At 64.6% G+C, this 26,678-nt stretch carries 19 protein-coding genes; 18 read left to right on the top strand and 1 reads right to left on the bottom strand.

The window, feature by feature from the left end:
* The first annotated feature begins 33 nt into the window (after positions 1-33).
* From GA566_RS15625 to GA566_RS15605, 5 genes are all read left to right on the top strand, one after another.
* Entirely contained in the window at positions 34-6,021 is a 5,988-nt protein-coding gene (locus GA566_RS15625) for an alpha-2-macroglobulin (protein WP_160473150.1), read from the top strand.
* An 11-nt stretch (positions 6,022-6,032) separates the two neighbouring features.
* A complete protein-coding gene (locus tag GA566_RS15620) occupies positions 6,033-6,752 on the top strand; it encodes a lysoplasmalogenase (protein WP_202126810.1) in 720 nt (239 codons plus the stop codon).
* 1 nt (position 6,753) lies between these two features.
* Positions 6,754-8,976 carry a penicillin-binding protein 1C gene (gene pbpC, locus GA566_RS15615; RefSeq protein WP_160473148.1) on the top strand — a complete coding sequence of 741 codons (2,223 nt, stop codon included), beginning with the start codon at positions 6,754-6,756 and terminating at the stop codon, positions 8,974-8,976.
* 63 nt (positions 8,977-9,039) lie between these two features.
* Positions 9,040-10,011, top strand: coding sequence for a delta(1)-pyrroline-2-carboxylate reductase family protein (locus GA566_RS15610; RefSeq protein ID WP_160473147.1), 972 nt, complete (start codon positions 9,040-9,042; stop codon positions 10,009-10,011).
* Positions 10,012-10,236: 225 nt separating this feature from the next.
* Positions 10,237-10,965 (top strand): OmpW family protein, encoded by a 729-nt coding sequence (locus GA566_RS15605; protein WP_137926214.1) that lies wholly within the window; start codon positions 10,237-10,239, stop codon positions 10,963-10,965.
* 55 nt (positions 10,966-11,020) lie between these two features.
* Here the strand turns inward: GA566_RS15605 and GA566_RS15600 are convergent, their stop codons facing one another.
* Positions 11,021-11,221: a heavy-metal-associated domain-containing protein gene (locus tag GA566_RS15600; protein WP_137926215.1), complete on the bottom strand. Its 201-nt coding sequence runs from the start codon at positions 11,219-11,221 to the stop codon at positions 11,021-11,023.
* 186 nt (positions 11,222-11,407) lie between these two features.
* On the opposite strand from GA566_RS15600, the gene GA566_RS15595 reads away from it, so the two are divergent.
* The 13 genes from GA566_RS15595 (at position 11,408) to GA566_RS15535 (ending at position 26,678) form a co-directional block, all read left to right on the top strand.
* Positions 11,408-13,834, top strand: a complete 2,427-nt coding sequence (locus tag GA566_RS15595) for a heavy metal translocating P-type ATPase (protein WP_160473146.1) — start codon at positions 11,408-11,410, stop codon at positions 13,832-13,834.
* Positions 13,831-14,232, top strand: coding sequence for a Cu(I)-responsive transcriptional regulator (gene cueR / locus GA566_RS15590; protein WP_137926217.1), 402 nt, complete (start codon positions 13,831-13,833; stop codon positions 14,230-14,232). The genes GA566_RS15595 and cueR overlap by 4 nt, the downstream gene beginning before the upstream one ends.
* A gap of 197 nt (positions 14,233-14,429) precedes the next feature.
* The gene (locus GA566_RS15585) at positions 14,430-15,281 is read left to right on the top strand and encodes an alpha/beta hydrolase (RefSeq protein WP_160473145.1); all 852 of its coding nucleotides are present in this window, start codon (positions 14,430-14,432) and stop codon (positions 15,279-15,281) included.
* An 88-nt stretch (positions 15,282-15,369) separates the two neighbouring features.
* Positions 15,370-17,037, top strand: coding sequence for a GMC family oxidoreductase (locus GA566_RS15580; RefSeq protein ID WP_160473144.1), 1,668 nt, complete (start codon positions 15,370-15,372; stop codon positions 17,035-17,037).
* 331 nt (positions 17,038-17,368) lie between these two features.
* Positions 17,369-18,142: an ABC transporter ATP-binding protein gene (locus tag GA566_RS15575; RefSeq protein ID WP_137926220.1), complete on the top strand. Its 774-nt coding sequence runs from the start codon at positions 17,369-17,371 to the stop codon at positions 18,140-18,142.
* 1 nt (position 18,143) lies between these two features.
* Positions 18,144-18,869: an ABC transporter ATP-binding protein gene (locus GA566_RS15570; RefSeq protein WP_137926221.1), complete on the top strand. Its 726-nt coding sequence runs from the start codon at positions 18,144-18,146 to the stop codon at positions 18,867-18,869.
* Positions 18,870-18,972: 103 nt separating this feature from the next.
* Positions 18,973-20,181 (top strand): ABC transporter substrate-binding protein, encoded by a 1,209-nt coding sequence (locus GA566_RS15565; protein ID WP_137926222.1) that lies wholly within the window; start codon positions 18,973-18,975, stop codon positions 20,179-20,181.
* A 173-nt stretch (positions 20,182-20,354) separates the two neighbouring features.
* Complete coding sequence (locus tag GA566_RS15560) at positions 20,355-21,239, top strand: branched-chain amino acid ABC transporter permease (protein WP_137926223.1); 885 nt, start codon at positions 20,355-20,357, stop codon at positions 21,237-21,239.
* On the top strand, positions 21,239-22,273 hold the full coding sequence (locus tag GA566_RS15555; RefSeq protein ID WP_137926224.1) for a branched-chain amino acid ABC transporter permease: 1,035 nt from the start codon (positions 21,239-21,241) through the stop codon (positions 22,271-22,273). The genes GA566_RS15560 and GA566_RS15555 overlap by 1 nt, the downstream gene beginning before the upstream one ends.
* Positions 22,274-22,650: 377 nt before the next feature.
* A complete protein-coding gene (locus GA566_RS15550; protein ID WP_237380211.1) occupies positions 22,651-23,166 on the top strand; it encodes a hypothetical protein in 516 nt (171 codons plus the stop codon).
* A gap of 42 nt (positions 23,167-23,208) precedes the next feature.
* Positions 23,209-23,967 carry a TSUP family transporter gene (locus GA566_RS15545; RefSeq protein WP_160473142.1) on the top strand — a complete coding sequence of 253 codons (759 nt, stop codon included), beginning with the start codon at positions 23,209-23,211 and terminating at the stop codon, positions 23,965-23,967.
* 317 nt (positions 23,968-24,284) lie between these two features.
* Entirely contained in the window at positions 24,285-25,433 is a 1,149-nt protein-coding gene (locus GA566_RS15540) for an ABC transporter substrate-binding protein (RefSeq protein ID WP_160473141.1), read from the top strand.
* Positions 25,434-25,625: 192 nt separating this feature from the next.
* Positions 25,626-26,678, top strand: coding sequence for a branched-chain amino acid ABC transporter permease (locus tag GA566_RS15535; protein ID WP_137926228.1), 1,053 nt, complete (start codon positions 25,626-25,628; stop codon positions 26,676-26,678).

Below are 26,678 nucleotides of genomic sequence, written 5' to 3'. Positions count from 1 at the left end.
CTCGCCCGGAGCCAAAAATCCGGAGAAGTCAGCATGATCGGGAAGATCGCCACGGTGGCACGCGCCACCGCCGCAGGTCTGGTATTGAGTGCGCTGGCGTGGTCGCCGGCCGCCACGGCGGCGCAGGTCACGCGCTTTTCGCCCGAAGGGGTGAACCCGCAGGTCCGCCAGGTGGCGATCCGCTTTGACGAGCCAATGGTGCCGATGGGCGACCTCAAGGCCGCTCCGCCTGCCGCGGTCTCCTGCACAGGCGGCAGCGTGGGCGGCTCCGGCCGCTGGGTCAACGCCACGAACTGGGTCTACGACTTCGAACGCGACCTGCCGCCCGGTGTGCGCTGCACGGTACGGATGAGCAGCGGACTCAAGAGCGTGGCCGGCAAGGACTTCGCCGGCAAGACCGAATACAAGTTCGAGACGGGCGGCCCGATTGTCGTGTCGGCCCGCCCCTCGGGCGGTGAGGTCGAGGAAGACCAGGTCTTTGCGCTGCGCTTCAACGGTGCGGCCACTGCGGGCTCGATTCGCCAGCATGCGTGGTGCCAGGCCGAAGGTCTTGGCGAGCGCATCCCCGTGCGGCTGCTGACCGGCAAGGATCGCGATACCGTCATCGAGGCGCTGCACTGGAAGGAAGTGGCCAAGCGCGAGGGTGACGCTATCCACCTGCTGGCCTGCCAGCAGCGGCTGCCCGGCGGCGCGCGGATGCAACTGGTGCTCGACGCCGGCATTGCCACGCCATCGGGGCTGGCCACCACTGCGGCGCGTCGCTTCGACTTCACCGTGCGCGAACCCTTTACCGCGGGCTTCACCTGCGAGCGCGAACGTGCCGAGGCACCTTGCACACCGCTGCGGCCCATGACGGTCACGTTCTCGTCGCCGGTGCCACGCAAGCTGGCCGAAGGCATCGTGCTCAAAGGCCCATCGGGTCCGCAGAAGCCCGCTTTCGATCCGGACGAGGCTGCCGATGCACCCGTCTCGTCGGTGCAGTTCAAGGGGCCGTTCGCGGAGAAGGCCAGTCTGACGATTGAAGCGCCAAAGGATCTCAAGGACGAAAGCGGCCGCGCGCTCGCCAATGCCGACCTGTTCCCGATCAAGCTGACCACGGCCACGTTGCCGCCGCTGGCCAAGTTCGCCGCCGCACCGTTCGGCGTGGTGGAGCGCTTTGCCGATGTGCCGCGCGGCAAGTCGCCCAATGATTTTCCGCCGCTGCTGCCCGTGACGCTGCGCAACGTCGAGGCAGACCTGCCCACGTTGTCCGTGCGTGCCGAGGCTGGCACCGTGGCGCGGCTCAAGGTCGATGACGACGGCGCCATCCTGCGCTGGTTCGGCATGGTCAAGCGCATGCACGAGAACACCTGGACCAAGGAGCAGATCGCAGCGATCCGCACCGGCCAGGCGCCGTACAGCGTGCGCAGCCCGCGCGATGCACCGGCTGTGGAAACCCGTGCGGTGTCGCTGCTCAACGGCGTGAACGGCGCCAGGACACTCGCCATTCCCAAGTCGACCGACACCAACCCGCGCCCCTTCGAAGTGGTGGGCATTCCGTTGCCGGAGCCCGGCTTCCACGTGGTGGAAATCGCGTCGCCGATGCTGGGTGAAGCGCTGCTCGGCAGGAAGGCGCCGATGTACGTGCGGACCGCCGTGCTCGTGACCAACCTCGGCGTGCATTTCAAGCTCGCACGCGGTGAGGGTGAAGGTGACATGAGCGGCATGGCGTGGGTCACCACGCTTGACGATGGCAAGCCCGTGGCCAATGCCAGGCTCGCAGTGCGCAACTGCGATGGCGAACTGCTGGGCGAAGGTGTCAGCGATGCCACGGGCGTGGCGCGCTTTGCCAAGCTGCCGGATCGCCGTCACAAGGACTGCGCCAACGGCATGGATGGCTACTTCGTGTCCGCACGCATCGCCGCCGATCATCCGCAGGCGCGTGGCAAGGCCGACATGGCGTTTGTGATGTCCGACTGGACGCGCGGCATCGAGAACTGGCGCTTCAACGTGCCCACGGACCTGAGCACCAAGCAGACGGTTCGCGCGCACACCATCTTCGATCGCACGCTGGTGCGTGCTGGCGAGACGGTGTCGATGAAGCACCTGATCCGCAACGAGACCGCACAGGGCTTTGCGTTGCCGAAGGACATGCCCGAGACGCTGGTGATCACGCATCAGGGCAGCGGCCAGAAGTACGAGATGCCGTTGGCGTGGCGCAATACCGCGACGGGCGGGCGTAGTGCAGAGAACACGTTCCAGGTGCCGCCATCGGCCAAGCTCGGCGTCTATGACGTGGCGCTGGTCTACACGAACAATCGCACGCTGGAGAGCGGCAGTTTCCGTGTGGAAGCGTTCCGCCTGCCGGTGATGTCGGGTTCGCTGTCGATCACCAAGGACCCGAAGATCAAGGGCAACGCACTGGTGGCGCCCACCGAGGTGCCGGTGGGCGTGGAGATCCACTACCTGAACGGTGGTGGTGCGGCGGGCCTGCCGGTGCGTGTCTCCGCACTGCTGCGCGGCAAGTCCGTGAACTTTGCGGACTACGACGAGTTCTCGTTCAACCCGCCGCGTGCGCAGCAGCAGTCGAACAGCAGCGGCGGCGACGAGGAAGAAGACCAGGACAGCGAGAGTGCACGCGAGAGCGAGAAGCTCGTGGCGGACAAGCTGCCGATGACGCTCGACAAGGACGGCAACGGCAAGGTCACGATCAAGGATCTGCCGAAGGTGACCACGCCGGGTGACCTCGTGCTCGAAGCCGGCTTTGCCGATCCGAACGGCGAGATCCAGACGCTGCGCCAGAACGTCTCGCTGTGGCCCTCGGCCGTGGTGGTGGGCATTCGCGCGGCAAGCTGGGTATCGGTCAGCCAGAAGCTGGCGGTGCAGACGGTGGTGGTCGATACGCAAGGCAAGCCGATTGCGGACTCGCCCGTGCAGATCAAGGCGCGTGCCCGCATCACCACGTCCGCGCGCAAGCGCGTGGTGGGCGGCTTCTACCGCTACGACAACCGCAGCGAGACGAAGGATCTCGGCGTGGTCTGTGAGGCGCGCACCGATGCGCAGGGCAGGGCGCGCTGTGAAGTGGCGCTCTCGCAGGCCGGCGAAGTCGAACTGATTGCCAATGCGCGCGATGCCGATGGCCGCATGGCGCAGGCGGCCACCACGGTGTGGGTGACGCGCCAGGGTGAACTCTGGTTCGGCGGTGAGAACCACGACCGCATGGATGTACTGCCCGAGAAGAAGAGCTATGCGCCCGGCGACACCGCCGTGTTCCAGGTGCGCATGCCGTTCCGCCGCGCGACGGCACTGGTGGCCATCGAGCGCGAAGGCATTCTCGACACGCAAGTTGTCGAACTCAATGGCAGCGATCCGACCATCAAGCTCAAGGTGAAGCCGGAGTGGGGGCCCAACGTGTACGTATCGGTCCTGAGCATCCGTGGACGCCTGCGCGAAGTGCCGTGGTACTCGTTCTTCTCGTGGGGCTGGCGTCAGCCGCTGGACTGGTGGCGTGCGTTCCGCAGCGAGGGCAAGGAGTATGTGGCGCCGTCGCCGTTGGTGGATCTGTCGAAGCCGGCTTTCCGCCTGGGCCTCGCGGAGATCCGCGTGGGCAGTGAAGCGTATCGCCTCGATGTTTCGGTGACCCCTGACAAGGCGACGTATCCCGTACGCGGCAAGGCGCGCGTGGTGGTGCAGGTCAAGCTGCCCGATGGCAAGCCCGCAGCGAATGGCGAAGTGGCGCTGGCCGCCGTGGATCAGGCGCTGCTCGAACTGATGCCGAACGGTAGCTGGAACCTGCTCGATGCGATGGTGCAGCGGCGTAGCTATGGCGTGGAAACGTCCACGGCGCAGATGGAAATCATCGGACGACGCCACTATGGCCGCAAGGCGGTGCCGGCCGGTGGTGGCGGCGGCAAGAGTCCGACGCGTGAACTGTTCGACACGCTGCTGCTCTGGAATCCGCGCGTGCAGCTCGACGCGGAAGGCAAGGCCACGCTGGAGGTGCCGCTCAATGATTCGCTGACGAGCTTCCGCATCGTGGCCGTGGCGGACCTCGGCGTGAACCGCTTCGGCACGGGTAGTGCATCGATTGCCGCGACGCAGGACCTGCAGATGATTTCGGGCCTGCCGCTGCTGGTGCGCGAGGACGACAAGTACCGTGCGATGTTCACGCTGCGCAATACCACGCAGCGCGCGATGACGGTCGAGGCCACGGCCCGCGCGACGCTGGTCGATGCGCAGACGCTGCCTACGCAAACGGTGCAGATTCCTGCGGGCGAAGCGCGCGAAGTCAACTGGGATATCACCGCGCCTGCGCTGCTCGCGTACTCTCGCAGCGGCACGATCCTCTGGGAAGTTGCCGCTACCGAGAAGGGTGGCGGCGGTGCCACTGACAAGCTCAAGGTATCGCAGCAGATTGTGCCCGCCGTGCCGGTGACGGTGCAGCAGGCGATGCTCGCGCAGCTCACGCCGAACCTGTCCGTGCCGGTGCAGGCGCCTGCTGGCGCGTTGGCCGATCCATCGGGCCGGTTGCGTGGTGGCATGCAGGTCTCGCTGCAATCGTCGCTGGCAGGTGGCATGCCGGGCGTGCGCGAGTGGTTCCGCAACTATCCGTTCAGTTGCCTGGAGCAACGTACGTCAAAGTCCCTGGGTCTGGCCGATGCATCGGCATGGGATGCACTGATGGCGCAACTGCCGTCGTATCTCGATACCAACGGGCTGGCTTCCTACTTCCCGCTGCGCAGCGATGGGCAATCGGGCAGCGAGGTGCTGACCGCGTATCTGCTGACGATTGCCAACGAGGCGTCGCGTGCTGGCCTGCCAATGCGCATTCCCGATGCGCAGCGCGAGCAGATGGAGCGTGGACTGATCGCGTTCGTGGAAGGACGCATCACCCCGCCGCGCTGGGCGCCGGCTTCGGCATCGATGGATCTCGACGTGCGCAAGCTCGCCGCCATCGAAGCGTTGTCGCGTAGCGGCCGCGCACAGGCGCGCATGCTCGGCTCGATCCAGATCCTGCCTGACCAGTGGCCGACTGCGGCGCTGATCGACTGGCTCTCGATTCTCTCCCGCATGCAGGACGTTCCCGAGCGCGACAAGCGCATGGCCGATGCCACGCAACTGCTGCGTAGTCGCCTGACAGTGCAGGGCACGCGGCTGGTGTTCTCTACTGAACGCAGCGACAACTGGTGGTGGCTGATGCAGGGCGGCGATGTCAACGCGGCCAAGCTGCTGGCGCTGGCTTCCGAGCTGCCCACGTGGAAGGACGATGTACCGCAACTGGTGACGGGCCTGCTGGGCCGCCAGACGCGCGGTGCATGGATGACCACCACGGCCAATGCGTGGGGCGTGCTGGCGATCAAGCGTTACGCGCAGGTCTACGAGAAAACACCGGTGGCGGGCACGGCGCGCGCCACGCTCGGCGATGCCACGCGTACGTTCGACTGGAGCAAGGCGAAGCAGACCGAAGGCGTGGCCAGCGGCGCGGTGGATCTGCCGTGGCCGGCAACGTCCGCAGGCAACCCCGCACTCGGCGCGCTGCAGGTGGAGCAGCAGGGCACGGGCCGTCCGTGGGCCACGGTGCGCGCACTGGCGGCGGTGCCGCTGACCGAACCGGTCTCGGCGGGCTATCGTGTGCGCCGCACCGTGACACCGGTGGAGCAGGCGGTGGCGGGCAAGTGGTCGCGCGGCGATACGTACCGCGTGAAGCTCGATATCGATGCACAGTCCGACATGACGTGGGTGGTGGTCAGCGATCCGGTGCCCACTGGCGCCACGATCCTCGGCAGCGGCCTGGGCCGCGATTCCGTGATCGCCACGCGCGACGAGAAGAAGGCATGGTCCGACTTCACCGAGCGCACGACCGAGGCGTATCGCGAATACTTCAGCTATGTGCCGAAGGGCGCGCTGCAGGTGGAGTACACGGTGCGGCTGAACAATGTGGGCGAGTTTGCATTGCCGCCATCGCGTGTGGAAGCCATGTACGCGCCCGATGTCTTTGGCGAAACGCCTAACCAGAAGGTCGTTGTAGGAGCTGGCAAGTGACCTTCATCACCATGCGGATGCCCCCGCGCGTGCGTGAATGGTGGTTGGTCGGCACGCTGGCCGGCATCACCTATGGACTGCTGTTGTTCCAGGTCTCGCTGGATCTGCCGGCTGGCGCGCCGTTGACGGGCAGGATTGCCTATCAGCCGCTATGGAAGGCAGCGATGGCGTTGCTGCTGGCGCGCGCGGCGTGGTTCCATCAGCCGAAGCAGGAGCGGCGCTGGCTCGTCACGGCGCTGCTGTTCTCCGCACTTGGCGATCTGCTGCTGGCGCTACCGGGGCTGCGGATTTCGTTCCTGGGCGGACTCGGCGCGTTCCTGCTGGCGCATATGGCTTACCTCCGGATTTTCATTCCGCTGATCGAGGATCTGCGTCCGCATCGGCTGGTCGGTTGCGGCATCGTGCTCGGTGCTGCGGGTGCGATGCTGGGCCGGTTCTGGCCGAACCTTGGCGAACTGAAAGTGGCCGTGAGCGCCTATATCGTGATCGTCGCGATCATGGCGTGTTCGGCACTGATGGCGAGATTGCCCACGCCGCTGGCTGCGATCGGTGCGCTGTTCTTTGTGGCGTCCGACGCGATGATCGGCATGGCGAAGTTCCTGTCGCCATTCGATACCTACCAGCTCGGCATCTGGTGGACCTATGCGATTGCGCAGGTGTTGCTGGTGGCGGGCCTGGTATCGGGACCGCGCGAACGCAGCGTCTGCAGCGAGTGTGGCGAGCAAAGATGACATGCTGAAGTTGCGCCTCTGCTCTCGTATCCGCCTTGTGGCTGCGGCCTGCCTGCTGATGTCGGCGGTTACGGCCCACGCCGTACCTGGTTTCCGCGAGGTACGCGACAACTGGCGCAGCGCCGATATCGTCGTGACCGATCGGCATGGAGAAACCGTGGCGCGTGTGCGCGATGATTTCAAGGCACGGCGCGGTGACTGGGTGGCGCTTGCCGATACCTCGCCAGCGCTGCGTACGGCCATCGTGATGTCCGAGGACCGGCGCTTCTATGCGCACAGCGGCGTGGACTGGCAGGGCGTGGCCGCTGCGGTGTGGGCCAATCTGTGGAACACGCGCACGCGTGGTGCGTCCACGCTGACGATGCAACTGGCGGGCCTGCTCGACGAGGATCTGCGCACGGGGCGGGGCCGCAGCGTCGGGCAGAAGGTGGGGCAGGTTGTCAGTGCCTCGTCGCTGGAACGCGGCTGGCGCAAGGATCAGATTCTTGAAGCCTATCTGAATCTCGTGCCGTTTCGCGGCGAACTAGTTGGCTTGTCGGCGATGTCGCAGACGCTGTTCGGCAAGGCGCCGAGCGGACTCGATGCGCGGGAGTCGGCGGTGGCCGTGGCGCTCGTGCGCAGCCCCAATGCTTCCGCACAACAGGTATCGAAGCGCGCGTGCGGCATCCTGCGCGAGATGAAGCAGCCGCGCGAGTGCGACGGACTCGAAGGCTTCACGGCGCTGATGCTCGCGAAAGCGGTTAGCCTGCCTGGCGACGGCATGGCGACGCGGCGTGGCAATCTTGCGCCGCACCTGGCGCGTGCCGTGATCGCCCAATCCCGTGCGATGACACCGGCAGGCAACCCACTGCCACCGCGCATCGCCACCACGCTCGATGCCAACTTGCAGCGCGTGGCCGTGAACAGTCTCGACCGACATCTGCGTGAACTGTCGGGCCGCAATGTCGAGGACGGTGCGGTAGTCGTCATCGACAACGCCAGTGGCGACGTGCTCGCTTACGTGGGATCGTCGGGCGCGCTGTCGGCGGCGGCGCAGGTCGATCACGCGGCGGCGCTGCGGCAGGCGGGTTCCACGTTGAAGCCGTTCCTCTATGCGCAGGCCATCGAGGAGCGCAGGCTGACGGCGGCATCGTTGCTCGATGACCGGCCCGTCAATCTGCCCACAGGCGGCGGCCTCTACATTCCGCAGAACTACGATCATCGCTATGCGGGCTGGGTGAGCCTGCGCGCGGCGCTTGGTGCGTCATTGAACGTGCCGGCCGTGCGCACGCTCGTCATGGTCACGCCGCATCGCTTTCATCGCCGGCTTGTTGCGCTCGGTCTGCCGCTGACGCAGTCGGGCGATTACTACGGCTATAGCCTCGCGCTAGGTAGTGCCGATGTATCGCTGCTGTCGCTGACCAATGCCTATCGGAGCTTCGCGAATGCGGGGGCGTATTCGCCTGCGCGGATGACGTCCACTACGGTCGCTGCGCCGCGCACTGTGATGTCGCCAGCCTCGGCGTACGTGATTGGCGATGTGCTGTCGGATCGCCATGCGCGAGCGCGCACGTTCGGACTCGACAGTCCGCTGACCACGCGCTTCTGGACGGCGGTGAAGACCGGCACGAGCAAGGACATGCGCGACAACTGGGCGGTAGGCTGGTCGCAGCGCTACACCGTGGGCGTGTGGGTGGGCAATGCCAGCGGCGCGAGCATGCATGACGTGTCCGGTGTGTCGGGTGCGGCGCCGGTCTGGCACGAGGTCATGGAGGCCCTGCATGGCAGCACGCCGAGCCAGGCACCCACGATGCCTGCGGGCGTGGAGCGTGTGGCGCTGACGTTCGACGGCAATCTCGAACCGGCGCGCGAGGAAGTCTTCGTGACGGGGACGGCAGTCAGCCAGATCCGCGTGGGCTCCACGGGCAAGACGCAGAGCGCGCCAGCCATCGCAAGCCCCGCCGACGGCACGATCTTCGCGCTCGATCCGGATATTCCGCCTGCTGCGCAACGCGTCTGGTTCCATGCCGATGGTCTGACCGGTCAGACTGCGAATGCGGTGAGCTGGCGAATGGATGGCAAGCCCCTGGGCCGCGGCGGGCAGGTGGCATGGCTGCCGTGGCCGGGACGGCATCGTGTACAACTGGTGGATGCCGCAGGCAAGGTCGTTCATGACATCGGCATCGAGGTGCGCGGCGCCAGCGTGAAGGACGCTGGGCCGCAGAAGGTCTCTGCGCGGCGTTGAACCTGCCTGTCGCTGGTGTCGGCGACAATGCTCGCCTCCTGACGTGACCTGCAAGGCTTTCCGATGACCCATTCGTTCCAGCCGCTCGATGCCGCCGCCACGGCCGCCCGTCTGCCGTATCCCGAACTGGCGCAGGCCATCGCCGCCATGCTTGGCGAGTTGCGCGATGGCACGGCCATGGCGCCACCACGCATCGCGCTGCCCATTGGCGATGCACAGCACGGTGCTGGCACGCTGCTGGTGATGCCGGCGCGCAACCGCGACCTGGTGATGACCAAGAATATCACCGTGCATCCTGACAATCCAAAGCGCGGACTCGCAACGATCCTCGGCGAAGTGCTCGTCGCCAATGCCCATACCGGCGAGCGCATCGCCATGCTCGACGGACCCACGGTCACGGGTCGCCGCACCGCTGCGGTGTCATTGCTGGCCGCGCAACAATTCGCTCCGGTGCCGGACGGCGAACTGTTGATCGTCGGCGCTGGGGTGCAGGCCGAGACGCACCTCGAAGCCTTCGTCTCCGGACTGCAGGTGCGCAAGGTGTGGTTCCAGTCTCGGACACGGGCCAAAGCAGAGGCACTGGCCGACCATGCGCGCGAGCTAGGCGTGGAGGCGGAGGTGATCGACGAGGTGGCTGCAGTGCTGCCGCGCGTATCGATGGTGGTCACGGTGACATCGAGCCGTACCGCCGTGCTGCCCGATCTCGATAGCGGACTCTGGACGGACCGGCACTTCGTGGCGGGCGTCGGCGCTTTCCGCCCCGACATGTGCGAACTGCCCCCGCAGCTCTGCCATGCCGCCGCAGCCAGTGGCCGTCTGCTGGCCGACACCCTGTTCGGGATCGAGGACGAAGCCGGGGATCTGTTGCAGGCCGGTATCGACTGGAACGACGTGCAGCCCTTCCAGACTGCGATTCTGCAGGGCGAGGCGCTGCGGACGAAGGCCGGCAGCCCGCTGGTGTTCAAGAGCGTGGGCTATGCGCTGTGGGACCTCGCCGCGTGCGTGCTGGCCAGCGCCGTTGACTCGTCAAAATAGCCATGTTGTGGGTAATGTTTCTCAGTTTTGAAACAGAACCGTTGCGCTGACGCGTCGCTTTCTTTCGGAAAACTCCTAATTGGTCACCCGCTGTTTTGGGTTAACCCTGCCTTTAGGGCATTTCTTCTATGATCCCGTTCCGTGTTTGAAACAGGCTGCGCGGGCCGCGCAGGATAATGCGACCCAGCAGTGGTTGTATTCAAAGAGGATGGAGCAAGAGGAACAATGAAAAAGATCTATAAGAAGATGCTGGTGGCAGGCGCCGCCATGGCACTGGCTGGCGTCGCACAGGCCCAGTCCGCGGGCAGTAACATCGTCAGCTTCGGCTGGATGCGGGTGATGCCCCAGGGGCATTCCGAATTTCTGACCATCGATTCCGTCGCCGGTCGCCCGACGGGTGGTCTGCAGCGCCAGAACACCGGTGCCACGATCGATTCGGCCGATACGCTGGGCCTGACGATGTCGCATTTCTTCACCGACAACATCTCGGCCGAGTTTGTGCTGGGTGTGCCGCCGAAGCATGACGTGAGCGGTGACCGTGGCTACGAGAAGTACGGCAAGCTCGGCACGGTGCGCCAGTGGAGCCCGGCCATCGTGGCGAAGTGGCACTTCTTCGATGCCAAGACGAAATTCCGCCCGTACGTCGGTATCGGTGTGAACTACACGTGGTTCACGGGCGAGACCGTGACGAACCAGAGTTTTGTTCAGGGCGAATTCGGCCCGGGTTCGACAATGGCCGCCACGGCCAAGTCGTCCTGGAATCCGGTGTTCAACATCGGTGCCAGCTACGCTGTCACGGATAACTGGTTCGTGGGTCTGTCGGTGTCGTATGTGCCGATCTCCACGACGGCTAACTTCACGACCACGCTGGCCAACGGCGCCAAGGTCGAGTCGCACACGAAGATCAAGATCGACCCGATCGTGACCTTCCTGAACGTCGGCTACCGCTTCTGATCCCCTGCGGGGACCAGCAGTGAAGAAGGGCACCCCTCGGGGTGCCCTTTGTACGTTATGCGGCGCTCTTAACCGGATAGCCCGCACCTTCGATCGCCTGCTGCAGTGCCGATCGGTCTGCGGCGGACTCTACCTTGACCGCCTGCGTGGGCACATCGGCGCTGACCTGTGCAGCCGGGTCCACCGCGTGCACGGCCTTGGTGATGGCGCTCACGCAATGGCCGCAGGACATGCCTTCTACCTGGAACTGGATCATGGAAACTCCTTGAAATGGGGAGGAAAGAAACGATCTCGGACTGGAGTATGAACCTTCCCATCGTGGGAAGCGCAAGGGGAAGATAAGGGACAGCGCAACGCGGGCGTGCATTGCGTGAAAACCTTGACCTTCCAATGGTGGTAAGGTCCACAGTGCCTGTATTGCCGATGCCCTGAGTCCGCTTCCATGACCACGCCAGCTTCCTCCCTGAACCCCTCCGAATGGCGCCTTCCCGTGGAAGGCATGACTTGCGCGTCATGCGTGCGGCGCGTGGAAAACGCTTTGGCCAAGGTGCCGGGTGTGCGCGACGTGGCCGTGAACCTCGCCACGGAGCAGGCCACCCTCCAGGCCGACAACGGTGCGGCGCTGGCTGCGGCGGCGCAAGCCGTGAGCGCGGCCGGCTACGAAGTGCCGCATGACGAGATCGCACTCGATATCGCCGACATGACCTGCGCATCGTGCGTAGGCCGCGTAGAACGCGCGCTGCGCGCCGTGCCGGGGGTGGTCGATGCCCAGGTGAACCTGGCGACGGAACGCGCCACGGTGACCGTGCTGCGCGGTGCTGCCGATGCCGCGACGCTGGCCGAGGCCGTGACGCTCGCAGGTTATGGCGCCCAGCCCGTGGTGGAAACCATCGCAGCACCGGGTACGGCTACGGCGCGAGCCGACTTCTGGTCGGGCCCATGGCCGGTGGCGATCTCTGCCGCATTGTCGTTGCCGCTGGTGGCACCGATGGTGCTCGAATGGTTCGGCATCCACGCGATGCTGCCCGGTTGGTTCCAGTGGCTGCTGGCCACGCCGGTGCAGTTCGTGTTCGGCTGGCGCTTCTACAAGGCCGGCTACAAGGCGGTGCGCGCCGGGGCCGGCAACATGGATCTGCTCGTGGCGCTGGGTACATCGGCTGCCTATGGACTCTCCCTCTGGCAGATGTTCACGGCGGGCGACACCATGCCGCATCTCTATTTTGAGAGCGCGGCAGTGGTCATCACGCTGGTGCGGCTCGGCAAGTGGCTGGAGACGCGCGCCAAGCGCCAGACCGCCGAGGCAATCCGCGCGCTGGCTGCGCTGCGTCCCGACACAGCGCAGGTCCGCCGCAACGGCGTGGAGCAGACCGTGCCGCTGGCGCAGGTACGCGTGGGCGACGATATCGTGGTGCGGCCCGGTGAACGGATTCCCGTCGATGCGGAAGTGATCGAAGGCAGCAGCCACGTCGATGAATCGATGCTGACCGGCGAGCCGGTGCCCGTCGTCCGGCAGACCGGAGATCGGCTCACAGGCGGCGCCATCAACCAGGACGGGCTGCTGGTAGCGCGTACCGTGGCCGTGGGCGCGGAGACCGTACTCGCGAAGATCATCCGCATGGTGGAGCATGCGCAGGCCGCCAAGGCGCCGATCCAGCGACTCGTCGATCGCGTCAGCGCGGTCTTCGTGCCCGTGGTGCTTGGCATCGCCCTGGCCACGTTGCTCGGGTGGGGACTGGTGGCGCATGACTGGAGCACCGCGCTGCTCAACGCGGTGGCCGTGCTCGTCATCGCGTGCCCTTGCGCGCTGGGTCTGGCCACGCCAACCGCGATCATGGCGGGCACCGGCGCGGGTGCGCGCGCAGGCATTCTGATCAAGGATGCGGAGGCGCTGGAACTCGCGCATCGCGTGTCCGTGGTGGCCTTCGACAAGACGGGCACGCTGACCGTCGGCAAGCCCGAGGTTGTGGCGCTGCATGCTGTGGATGGCGATGACGCGGTCGTACTCGCGAAGCTCGCCGCGCTGCAGAGCGGTAGCGAACATCCGCTGGCGCGTGCGGTGATGGCGATGGCCAGTACGCGCGGCATTGCGGTGCCTGTTGCCACCGATGTGCACGCGTTGCCGGGACGTGGCATCGCAGGCGTGGTCGATGGACAAGCACTTCAGCTCGGCAGCGAAGGGCTGCGTGTGTCGCTACACGCAGACGCGGGTGCGCTCGGTGCGCAAGCGGATCGATTGCGCGATCAAGGTCGCACGGTGTCGTGGCTGATCGACGTGGCGGCATCGCGCGTGCTCGGACTCGTGGCATTCGGCGATGCTGTAAAGCCCGGTGCTGCAGCGGCCATCGCACGATTGCGCGATGCAGGCATTCGCACCGTCATGCTCACGGGCGACAACGCCGGCGCTGCGGCGCGTGTGGGCGAGTTGCTCGGACTCGATGAAGTACAGGCCGAAGTGCTGCCGCAGGACAAGGCCGCGCGTGTGGCGGCACTCAAGCAAGGCGGCGCCGTGGTGGCGATGGTCGGTGACGGCATCAACGATGCCCCCGCGCTGGCCGCTGCCGATGTCGGTGTGGCAATGTCCACGGGCACCGATGTCGCGATGCATGCAGCCGGTATCACGGTGATGCGTGGCGACCCGTCGCTGGTGGCCGATGCACTGTCGCTTTCGCATCGCACCGTACGCAAGATCCGTCAGAACCTGTTCTGGGCTTTCGTCTATAACGTGGTGGGCATTCCGCTGGCTGCGGCGGGGCTGCTGAATCCCGTGGTGGCAGGCGCGGCGATGGCGTTCTCAAGCGTCAGTGTGGTGGGCAACGCGCTGCTGCTGCGCCGCTGGCATCCGGAGATCGACAAGGAGACATCGCGATGAATATTGGCGAAGCCGCGCAGGCATCCGGCGTGTCGGCGAAGATGATCCGGCACTATGAGTCTATCGGCCTGGTCGATGCGCCGCCGCGTAGCGATGGCGGGTATCGCCGCTACGACGAACGCGCCGTGCACACCTTGCGCTTCGTGCGCCGCGCCCGTAATCTCGGCTTCTCGCTCGACGAGATCCGCGGACTGCTATCGCTCTGGCACGATCGCGGACGGGCCAGCGCCGATGTGAAAGCGCTGACGTTGAAGCACGTGGCGGATCTCGAAGTCAGGATCTCCGAGCTGGCTGCGATGCGGGATACGTTGAAGTCTTTGGCGGAAGCGTGTTCCGGTGATGACAGGCCGGATTGTCCGATTTTGTCGGATATGGAAAGGGCGGGGTGTCATGGGTAGGGAAGGTTGAGTATCTCTCGCTATTGGTTTTCTCCCCTCTCCCGCCTTGCGGGAGAGGGGCGGGGGAGAGGGCAAGCGGTTCAAATTTCGAGGTGGTAGGCAAGCAGAACCTCCAGCCCTCTCCCCCAACCCCTCTCCCACTGCGCGGGAGAGGGGCGCAAAACAAAAGATCAAAAAACAATTCGGGAGACCCACGCATGACCGCCACCCAATCCCATCAGCGCATGCGCGACGGCACCGAGTTGCTCATCCGCACCTGGCTTCCCGCTACCGCAGAACCTCTTGGCACCGTCCTGCTTGTCCACGGCCTGGCCGAACACAGCGGGCGCTACGAACACGTCGCCGCTGCGCTATGCGCAAGAGGCTTGCGCGTACGTGCCTACGACCACCGTGGGCACGGTGCCAGTGGCGGTCCGCGCATGGTGGTCCCCGGCCCCACGGCCTACGTCGATGACCTGGCAGAAATCTACGATGCCGCCGAGCGCCAGTGGCATGAGCTGCCGATGGTGCTCGGCCACAGCATGGGTGGACTCGTCGCGGCGCAGTTCGCCACGGCGCGTGTGCGCCCGATTCGTGCGCTGATCCTCTCGTCACCCGCGCTCGCACTGAAGCTGTCAAACACCATGCTGACGCTGCAGCGTGTGCTGCTGGCACTGGCGCCGCGTATGCGCGTGCCGAATCCCATCGATGCACGCATGCTGTCGCATGACGCCGAAGTCGTCCGCGACTACCGTAACGATCCGCTTGTGCAGGGCACCATCAGCGCCAGTGTGCTCGAATCGTTCCTGCGCGGCATGGCGCAGGCGCAGGGCGATGCAGGGCGGCTCGAAGTCCCCACGCTGATGCTCGTCGGCGGCGCGGACACCATTGTCGATCCGCAGGGCAGCCGCACGTTCTTCGACGGCATTCCGGAAGGGGTTGCGGAGATGCACTGGTTCGATACCGGCTACCACGAGATCTTCAACGAGACGCAGCCGTTGCGTGGCGAGGTATTCGCCGCATTGGACGAATGGCTGGGCCGCCACCTGGAGGTTCCGGTAAAGCCCTGACGCCCGCGCGGTGAAAGTCGTGCGATGATCTCCGGCATTCCGACAATGACAGCCACGGCCCTCAGGGCCTGCAAGGATGCAAGGGGACATGGAGACGTACGACTACATCATCGTGGGGGCCGGTTCCGCCGGCTGCGTGCTGGCCAACCGCCTGACGCAGGACCCCGGCGTGAAGGTGCTGCTGCTCGAAGCAGGCGGCAAGGATGACTATCACTGGATCCATATTCCGGTCGGCTATCTCTACTGCATCGGCAATCCACGTACAGACTGGCTGTATCGCACGGCGGAAGAGGCGGGCCTGAACGGCCGGTCGCTGGGCTATCCGCGCGGGCGTGTGCTGGGCGGCTCCTCGTCGATCAACGGCATGATCTACATGCGCGGCCAGCGCGAGGACTACGACGCATGGGCCAGCCTCACCGGCGATGACGGCTGGCGCTGGGAGAACGTGCTCCCGCTGTTCAAGCGCAGCGAGGATCATCATCGGGGGGCCAACGAATTCCATGGCGCGGGTGGTGAATGGCGCGTGGAGGGGCAACGGCTGCACTGGGACATCCTCGAACGATTCATCGATGCCGCCGAGCAGGCGGGCATTCCGCGCACCGACGATTTCAATCGCGGTGACAACTTCGGCGTGGGCTATTTCGAGGTGAACCAGCGTCGCGGCATCCGCTGGAACACGGCCAAGGCATTCCTGCGCAAGGCATCCGAGCGGCCCAACCTGACCATCGTGACCGGCGCGCAGGTCAGTGCGCTGACGTTCGATACACCCGATGGCCGTCGCTGCACAGGCGTTCAATACCTGGGCGGTGGCAAGCCAGCGGAGGCGCAAGCGACCGAGGAAGTGATCCTGGCCGCTGGGGCCGTGAATTCGCCGCAACTGCTGGAGTTGTCCGGCATCGGCCAGCCGGAGCGCCTGCAGGCGCTGGGCATCCGCGTGCGCCATGCCTTGCCGGGCGTGGGCGAGAACCTGCAGGATCACCTGCAACTGCGCACGGTCATCAAGGTGGATGGCGTGCGCACGCTCAACACGCAGGCGTCGAAGTGGTGGGGCAAGCTCGGCATCGGCCTGCAATATGCCTTCAACCAGAGCGGGCCGATGAGCATGGCGCCGTCGCAATTGGGCGCGTTCGCGCGCAGCGACGACAGCCAGGCGCGCGCCAATGTGGAGTACCACGTGCAGCCGCTGTCGCTCGACAAGTTCGGTGATCCGCTGCATGCCTTCAACGCCTTCACCGCGAGCGTGTGTAACCTGCGTCCCACGTCGCGCGGTAGCGTGCATATCGAGGACGCCGATTTCCGGCGCGCACCGCGCATCGCACCCAACTATCTCTCCACCGACGAGGATCGCAAGGTGGCGGCCGATTCGATCCGGCTCACGCGCCGCATCGTGGCATCGCCCGCGCTGGCGCCTTACAAGCCGCAGGAGTGGCTGCCCGGTCCCGCGTTCCAGACCGACGAGCAATTGGCCGAAGCCGCTGGCGCCATCGGCACGACGATCTTCCATCCAGTGGGTACGTGCCGCATGGGCGCCGCCGATGATGCGGACGCCGTGGTGGATAACCGGCTCCGCGTGCGCGGTATTGCGGGGCTGCGCGTGGTCGATGCCTCCGTCATGCCGCTCATCACATCGGGCAACACCAACTCCCCGACGATCATGATCGCGGAGCGTGCCAGCGAGATGATTCGCGCGGATCGCAAGGCGCGTGCGAGCGGCGCAGCAATTTCGCCGGAAATCGTCACCCCGGTTTCGGCGTAGCCGCCCTATAAGGGTCTTCCACGATACACGGCGTCGTATGGGCGGCAGCCCCGCATGCGGCGTCGGTACAGGGCCGCACGTCGCCTATGCGCCACGTGGCGAATGTATTACGCCTAGTGCAAACCCCGATGTTTTGCGACGCAGCAGGCGCACACAATAGTTGCCGGTATACGGTGCCTGAGTCTTCACTTGGCGCATCGTTATCTACGGCAGCCGCGCCGTTCATCACAACCACTACAACGCGGCAAATATGGCGACAGCGCCGGAGTTCGAACCATTGTCAGTTGCCGGGCACAACCCGGCATCGCAGCAAGAGGGCGGGCAGGAGACTATGACTCAGGAAATCATCCTGGAAACAAAGAACCTCACGAAGGAATTCAAGGGGTTCACCGCAGTGAGCGACGTCAATCTGCGCGTACGTCGCGGCTCGATCCATGCATTGATCGGGCCGAACGGCGCAGGCAAGACCACCTGCTTCAACCTGCTCACCAAGTTCCTGGAGCCCACCACGGGCACCATCCTTTTCAACGGCATCGACATCACGCGCGAGAAGCCCGCACAGATTGCGCGGCGCGGCGTGATTCGCTCGTTCCAGATTTCCGCCGTGTTCCCGCACCTGACCGTGCGCGAGAACGTGCGCATCGGGTTGCAGCGTCAACTCGGCACCGCGTTCCAGTTCTGGCGCAGCGAGCGTTCGCTCGATGTGCTCGATGCACGTGCGATGGACTTGCTCGATCAGGTCGGTCTCACCGAATTCGCGGAGACCGTCACCGTCAACCTGCCTTACGGCCGCAAGCGCGCGCTGGAGATCGCTACCACGCTGGCGATGGAACCCGAGCTGATGCTGCTCGACGAGCCGACGCAGGGCATGGGCCACGAGGACGTGGATCGCGTGACGCAGCTGATCAAGAAGGTATCGGCTGGCCGCACCATCCTGATGGTGGAGCACAACATGAACGTGGTCTCGTCGATTGCCGACAAGATCACGGTGCTACAGCGTGGCGCGATTCTGGCCGAAGGTCCGTACGCCGAAGTGTCGAAGGACCCGCGCGTGATGGAAGCCTACATGGGCACCGCCGACGCCGAACTGCAGGGAGCGCACTGATATGTCCACGAACGCATCCAACGTTCCCGCGCTTGAGATCAAGGACCTGCACGCCTGGTACGGCGAATCGCACATCCTGCATGGTGTGGACCTCACTGTGAATCGTGGCGAAGTGGTAACGCTGCTGGGCCGCAATGGCGCAGGCCGTACCACCACCATGCGCGCGATCATGGGCCTGACCGGCGCACGCAAGGGATCGATCAAGGTCGATGGCAAGGAAACCATCAACTTGCCCACGCACAAGATTGCGCACTACGGCATTGGCTACTGCCCCGAAGAGCGCGCGATCTTCTCGTCGCTCTCGTGCGAAGAGAACCTGCTGCTGCCGCCGGTGCTGAAAGGTTCCAGCCAGGGCATGAGCGAGGCCGAGATCTACGAGATGTTCCCGAACCTGAAGGAACGCAAGCAGAGCCAGGGCACGCGTCTTTCTGGCGGCGAGCAACAGATGCTGGCCGTCGGCCGCATCCTGCGCACCGGCGCAAACCTGCTGCTGCTCGATGAAATCTCGGAAGGGCTGGCACCGGTCATCGTGCAGGCACTGGCGCGCATGATCCTGATGCTCAAGAAGAAGGGCTACACGGTGGTGATGGTGGAGCAGAACTTCCGTTTTGCCGCGCCGCTGGCAGACCGCTTCTACGTGATGGAGCACGGCACCATTGTCGAGCGCTTTGCGGCCAACGAACTGCAGGCCAAGATGCCGGTGCTCAATGAACTGCTTGGGGTCTGATTCGCAACACCGCCCGGTGAAGCGATCGCACTTTTAGTCGCACTGTCGACGACATGCAGCAATGGATGGCGTGAGCGCGCCGCCACAACTCAGGAGACAAAACATGAAGATGACCCAGCTGGCTGTCGCAGTGACGGCAACTGTCTTTGGTGCGTTTGCAGGGGGCGCTTCGGCGCAGGTAACGAATGACACGGTGAAGATTGGCTACATCACCGACCTGTCGGGCCTGTACGCCGACATCGACGGCCCCGGTGGTCTCGAAGCGGTCAAGATGGCCATCGAGGATCACGGTGGCAAGGTGCTCGGCAAGCCGATCGAACTGGTCTCCGCCGATCACCAGAACAAGGCCGACATCGCTGCGTCCAAGGCGCGCGAGTGGATGGACCAGCAGGGCCTGGACATGCTGCTGGGCGGCACCAACTCGGCCACCGCACTGGCCATGAACAAGGTGGCGCAGGAGAAGAAGCGCGTCTACATCAACATCGGCGCGGGCACGGCTCGCCTGACCAACGAAGAGTGCTCGCCGTACACGGTGCACTACGCGTACGACACGGTGGCGCTGGCCAAGGGCACCGGCAGCGCGGTGGTGAAGCAGGGCGGCAAGAAGTGGTTCTTCCTGACCGCTGACTACGCGTTCGGCCACTCGCTCGAAACCGACACCGCCGCCGTGGTCAAGGCCAATGGCGGCACGGTGGTGGGCCAGGTGCGCCACCCGCTGTCGGCATCTGACTTCTCGTCGTTCCTGTTGCAGGCGCAAGCCTCGAAGGCCGACATCCTGGGCCTGGCGAATGCCGGCGGCGACACGATCAACTCGATCAAGGCGGCCAAGGAATTCGGCATCACCAAGACGATGAAGATCGCCGGTCTGCTCATGTTCATCAACGACGTGCACAGCCTGGGCCTGAAGAACACCGAGGGCCTGCTGATGACCGACAGCTGGTACTGGGACATGAACGACGACACGCGCAAGTTCGCGAATCGCTTCTTCGGCAAGATGAAGAAGATGCCGAGCAGCTTGCAGGCCGCCGACTACTCCGCCGTCAGCAACTACCTGAAGGCCGTGGAAGCCGCCAAGACCGACGACGCAGACAAGGTCATGGCCCAACTCAAGTCGATGAAGCTCTCCGACTTCTACAGCAAGGGTCAGATCCGTGGCGATGGCCGCTACGTGCACGACATGTACCTGATGCAGGTGAAGGCACCGGCCGATTCGAAGAAGCCGTGGGACTACCTGAAGGTTGCCGCAACGATCCCGGGTGACCAGGCCTTCACGACGGTGGCCGAATCGAAGTGCGCGATGTTGAAGAAGTAAGGCAGCAAGCGAACCGCGATGGTTTGCTCCCCTCTCCCGCGCGACGGGAGAGGGGCAGGGGGAGAGGGCCAGCGTCACAAACGCCGATGGCGGCAATTTGAACCGCCGGCCCGCTTCCCCAACCCCTCCCCACTCAGTGGAAGAGGGGAGACACCAACAGGCAATCGACGTCCATGGATATCTTTGGAATCCCACTACCCGCCATGTTGTCCCAGCTGCTGCTGGGGCTGGTCAATGGCGCTTTCTACGCGATGCTGAGCCTGGGGCTGGCCGTCATTTTTGGCCTGCTCAACGTGATCAACTTCGCGCACGGTGCACTGTTCATGCTCGGGGCGGTGCTCGCCTGGGCGGGGATGGAATACGCCGGACTCAATTACTGGGTGATGCTGCTGCTCTCGCCGCTGGTTGTGGGCGTGGTGGGTATCGTCATCGAGAAGACGATGCTGCGCTGGATCTACAAGCTCGATCACATCTACGGCCTGCTGCTCACGCTGGGTATCACGCTGGTGATCGAAGGTGTGTTCCGCTCGATCTACGGTGTCTCGGGCCTGCCGTACTCGCCGCCCGACGCGCTGCAGGGTGCCACGGACCTGGGCTTCATGATCCTGCCGAACTATCGCGCGTGGGTCGTGGTGGCGTCGATCGTGGTGTGCCTGGCCACGTGGTTCGTCATCGAGAAGACCAAGCTCGGCGCCTACCTGCGCGCCGGCACCGAGAACCCCAAGATGGTGGAGGCGTTCGGTGTGAACGTGCCGTTGATGGTGACGCTGACCTACGGCTTCGGGGTGGCGCTGGCCGCGTTTGCCGGCGTGCTGGCCGCACCCGTGATCCAGGTCTCCCCGCTGATGGGCCAGAACCTGATCATCGTGGTGTTCGCGGTGGTGGTGATCGGCGGCATGGGTTCGATCATGGGATCGATCCTCACGGGCCTGGGGCTCGGGGTGGTCGAAGGGCTGACCAAGGTGTTTTATCCTGAAGCATCGGCAACGGTGGTGTTCGTCATCATGGTGATCGTGCTGATGCTGCGCCCGGCCGGGCTGTTCGGGAGGGAAAAGTGATGAGCGGACCGACGGGACAAACTGCCGTGGCAGTGGAAGCAAAGGGATTCAAGGAAGGCACGGGCATGCAGAAGAAGGTGCTGTACGGCCTGCTGCTGCTCGGGCTGATCGTGGCACCGCTGGCCGGTGCCTATCCGGTGTTCGTGCTCAAGGTGCTGTGCTTCGCGCTGTTCGCGTGCGCCTTCAACCTGCTGATCGGCTTCACGGGTCTGCTCTCGTTCGGCCACGCTGCCTTCTTCGGCGGCGCGGGCTACGCGGCAGGACACGCGATGAAGGTCTGGGGCGTGACGCCGGAGCTGGGATTGCTGTTTGGCACGCTGTCGGGCGCGGCCATCGGATACGTGGTGGGGTCGCTGGCCATTCGTCGGCAGGGCATCTACTTCTCGATGATCACGCTGGCGCTGGCGCAGATGCTGTTCTTCTTCTTCCTCCAGGCGAAATTCACGGGAGGCGAAGACGGGCTGCAGGGCATTCCGCGCGGCAAGCTGTTTGGCGTGCTGTCGCTGGCCGATGACATGACGCTGTACTACGTGGCGCTGGTCATCGTGGTGCTCGCCTTTGCGCTGATCGTGCGCACGGTGCATTCGCCGTTCGGGCAGATCCTCAAGGCCATCCGCGAGAACGAGCCGCGTGCGATCTCGCTCGGCTACGACGTGGACCGCTTCAAGCTGCTGGCCTTCGTGATCTCGGCCGCGCTGTCGGGGCTGGCCGGTTCGATCAAGGCGCTGGTGCTGGGCTTCGGCACGCTGACCGATGTGCACTGGTCGATGTCGGGCTCGGTGATCCTGATGACGCTGGTGGGCGGCCTGGGTACGCTGTCGGGTCCGCTGGTCGGCGCGTTCGTGATCGTGGCGCTGGAGAACAAGCTTGGCGATATCGGTACCTTCCTGGCAAACGTGACCGGCATCGGCTGGTTCAACGGACTGGGCGAATCGGTGACGATGGTGACGGGCGTCATCTTTGTGATCTGCGTGCTGACGTTCCGCCGAGGCATCATGGGCGAACTGATTGCGCTCACGAGCCGCAAGAAGTAGCAAGGCTCCGGAGTGGAGATCGGGCGACATGCCCGATTTTGGGGCTAGGGTTATTGCTGACTTGTTTCATACGCACCGGTTCGTTACATTGCATATACGGTTTTCGCAGGTTACTTGGAGGCGGAAGCGAGGAGACGACAGGCGCGCACCCGGTGTCGGGTAGCAGCAGCCAAATAGATAAAAAGGCGTTGTTGGGTGATCCCCGGCAACGCCTTTTTCATTTTTGGCGTTCAAAAACCCGTCGGAAGTCGATCGAAATCGTCTGTCCGAGATCATGTGTCCGCCGCGTGCAGGTGTGCCAGGCGCAGCCCATGCATCTCCGGCATGACCGCCCGCCAGCCCCCATGCGACAATGCCGGCCTGCTTCCTGGCCTGCCATGTCCGATCCCTCCGCATCCCCTGATTTTCCCGATAAGCTCCCCGCGCAGCACTGGGTACGCCCCGGCGTGGGCGCTGACGCATCGGCTATCGACATGTGGCTGGCGACCCGTGCGCCGCTGACGGTTCCCGAAGCCCGCGCGCGGCGGCTCTCGCTCGACGCATTGCTCGCGCAGGGTGGGCAGGGAATATGTCTGCTTGGCGGCACTGATGTGGTGCAAGACACTTTCGATTGCCTGCTGCCGGTCTCGCTGGTCCACAGCCTGTCGGTGGGCGGAGTGGGTGGACGCGTGGCCATGGTCGCCGAGTGGTGGGCTCCCGCCATGGCGGCGGACGCCTGGCTGGCGGCCTGCCTGGCCGAACTCGCTGATTGGTGCCGTGCGCATGGCATCCGAGCCATCGCCGTAGCACCGGGACTCACCAGCGATGCCACGCGGCCCGCTGAAGGCTTCGGACCGGATGCCTCGGGGATGTGGGTACGCAACCTCGTGCCGACGGCAAAACGGCTCGGCTAGAGCGCGTTCTTCTTTACCCAACTACTCTCTGACGGTTTCACGATGGAGTTTGCTTTTCTGGCCGTGGCTGCCTTCCTGGCCGGCCTGATCGATGCCGTGGCGGGCGGCGGTGGTCTCGTGCAGGTGCCGGCGCTGTTTTCCATGTATCCGAACATGCCGCCGGCCACGCTGATCGGTACCACCAAGGTGGCCTCGATGGCCGGTACGTTCAACGCCACGATGCGTTACGCGCGCCGGGTGAAGATCTACTGGGGTGCCACAGGCCCTGCGTTGATCGCCGCGTTCATCTTTGCGATGGCCGGTGCATGGACGCTCACGATGATTCCCGCCGAGCCGTTGCGCCGCGCATTGCCATTCGTGCTGCTCGTCTTGCTGGCCTATACGGTGGCGAAGAAGGATCTCGGCACGGAGCATGCGCCGTCACTGACAGGTGGACGCGAGCGTCTGGCGGCATTGCTCACGGGCGCTGCAATCGGCTTCTACGATGGCGTGTTCGGCCCCGGCACCGGCAGCTTCCTGATGATCATCTTCGTACGCGTGTTCGGGTACGACTTCCTGCATGCCTCGGCATCGTCGAAGGTGGTCAACCTCGCCACGAATCTGGCAGCATTGCTGCTGCTGGCGTCAAAGGGCCACGTGTGGTGGCAGCTCGGCATTATCATGGCGATTGCCAACGTGGCGGGCAGTCAGGTGGGCAGCAAGCTGGCGCTGCGCCACGGCAGCCGCTTCGTGCGCAAGGTCTTCATCGTGGTGGTCAGCGCACTGATCTTCAAGACGGCCTACGACGCGTTCCTGCGTTAAGAAGACCTGTCTCCGAACCCTTGGTGTTGCGCCCGTGCTGCTGCGGGTTAATCCCGCTTTTCGACGCAAATCGCTGTGTTAGACTCGATTCGCATTCCCGACCGCGCGGTCGGGGAATGACACTGCGCCATCCGGGGTAACACGCGCAGGACGGGAAAACACGGGACGAGACTATGTTCCGGCATACGGATGCCAGCGCTGCATCCGACAAAAGAGCCCGTGCGCAAGCAAGCAGGGCCGCTACAAAAACTGAGGGCATCCGCCGGCCGGAAGCCGACGGATGCCTTTTTCCGTTTTGGAACAGAAGGAGACATGCAATGACGTTCAAGCGCGCCAGCTTGCTGGCTCTTGCCGCCGCCAGCCTCTTTGCAGGCACGGCCAGCGCCCAGGTGAAGGTCGGGGTCACGGTATCGGCCACGGGGCCGGCCGCATCGCTCGGCATCCCGGAGAAGAACACGTTCACGCTGCTGCCGAAGGAAATCGCGGGCAAGAAGATCGAGTACATCGTGCTCGACGATGCCACGGACACGACCACGGCGGTCAAGAACACGCGCAAGCTGATCAGCGAGGACAAGGTGGACGTGGTGGTGGGTTCCACCGTCACGCCGAACTCGCTGGCGATGGTGGACATTGCGGCCGAGAGCGAAACGCCGATGATCTCGATGGCCGCCTCGGCCCGCATCATCGAGCCGATGGATGCCAAGCGCGCGTGGGTCTTCAAGACGCCGCAGAATGACTCCCACATGGCAACGGCTATCGCCGAGGACATGACGAACAACAACGTGAAGACGGTGGCGTTCATCGGCTTTGCGGATGCCTACGGCGAAAGCTGGGCGCAAGAATTCGCCAAGGTGGCGGAGATGCGCAAGATCAAGGTGGTGGCCAACGAACGCTTTGCGCGCACTGACAACTCGGTGACGGGCCAGGTACTCAAGCTGATGGGCGCCAATGCCGATGCCGTGCTGATCGCGGGTTCGGGCACACCCGCAGCGCTGCCCGCCAAGGCGCTCAAGGAGCGTGGGTTCAAGGGCCGTATCTACCAGACCCACGGTGTAGCCAACCCCGACTTCCTGCGCGTCTGCGGCAAGGATTGCGAAGGCACGCTGCTGCCCGCTGGTCCGCTGCTCGTGGCCGAGCAACTGCCCGACAGCAATCCGGTGAAGAAGCCGGCCATGACCTACAAGACCGCCTACGAGAAGGCATTCGGCGGACAGGTGTCCACGTTCGGCGGCCATGCATGGGATGCGGGCCTGCTGCTGCAGAACGCGATTCCCGAAGCGCTCAAGAAGGGCCAGCCCGGCACGAAGGAATTCCGCAAGGCACTGCGCGATGCACTGGAGCAAACCAGGAATCTGCCCGTCTCGCACGGCATCATCAACATGAGCTCCACCGACCACCTCGGCATGGACCAGCGCGCACGCGTGATGGTGCAGATCGTCGACGGCAAGTGGAAGCTGCAGAAGTAAGCCGGCGAACCAGACGTCTGGCAGGAGCACGCGCGGGGTAGGCGCAGCAACGGGGGCGCATGGACAACCATGCGCCCTTTTTTTCTCTTGCCTCGCTGAATTCACAGTATTCATGCGTGACGGCCGCTATGCTGACGGCGCGGATCCACGTAGATTCACGGCATATAAACACCCACGAAAAACGGGGAGACAATGGACCTTTCGATTGCGGCCATTCTGGCGCAGGACGGCATCACCTCGGGCGCGATCTACGCGCTGCTGGCACTGGCACTGGTGCTGGTGTTCTCGGTGACGCGCGTCATCTTCATTCCCCAGGGCGAGTTCGTCGCCTACGGTGCCCTGACGCTTGCTGCGATACAGGCCGGCCACGCACCGCAGACCACATGGCTGTTGCTGGCGATGGGCGTGCTCACGTTCATCTACGAGTGCGTGACCGTGATGCGTAGCCCCGACCTGCGCGCTACCGCCGTGCGTCGTATCGCGATCCTCGCAGGCAAGTACGTGCTTTTCCCCGCAGCCGTGCATCTGCTCGTGCAGCAGTACAGCAGCCAGTCATTGCCGATGGCCGCGCAGGTTGCGCTCACGCTGCTGATCGTGATTCCGCTCGGACCCATGCTGTATCGGCTGGCCTATCAACCGTTGGCGGAAGCCAGCACACTGGTGCTGCTGATTGTCTCGGTGGGTGTGCACTTTGCGCTGGTGGGATTGGGTCTCGTGATGTTCGGTGCCGAAGGCTCGCGCACGACGCCGTTCTCGGATGCACGCTTTGAAGTGGGCACGCTCACGGTCTCTGGACAGAGTCTCTGGGTAGTGGCCGTGTCAGGCGCATTGATCGCCGCGCTGTATTTCTATTTCGAGCGCACGCTGCAGGGCAAGGCACTGCGTGCTACCGCCGTGAACCGTCTCGGCGCGCGTCTCGTCGGTATCGGCACCACGCAGGCGGGGCGGCTGTCATTCACGCTGGCCGCAGCGATGGGTGCGCTGTGCGGCGTGCTGATCGCGCCGCTCACTACTGTGTATTACGAATCGGGCTTTCTGGTGGGCCTGAAAGGCTTCGTCGGCGCCATCGTCGGCGGGCTGGCGAGTTATCCCGTGGCGGCGCTGGGCGCGCTGCTTGTGGGGCTGCTCGAATCCTACTCGTCGTTCTGGGCGAGTGCGTTCAAGGAGGTCATCGTATTCACGCTGATCATTCCCGTGCTGCTGTGGCGTTCGTTGACGAGCAAGCACGTCGAGGAAGAGGAGTAA

The sequence above is a fragment of the Cupriavidus sp. SW-Y-13 genome (assembly GCF_009793345.1).
Classification (GTDB): Bacteria; Pseudomonadota; Gammaproteobacteria; order Burkholderiales; family Burkholderiaceae; genus Cupriavidus.
Note: the sequence above shows the minus strand (reverse complement) of the source record. Positions and strands in the feature narration are given on the sequence as shown.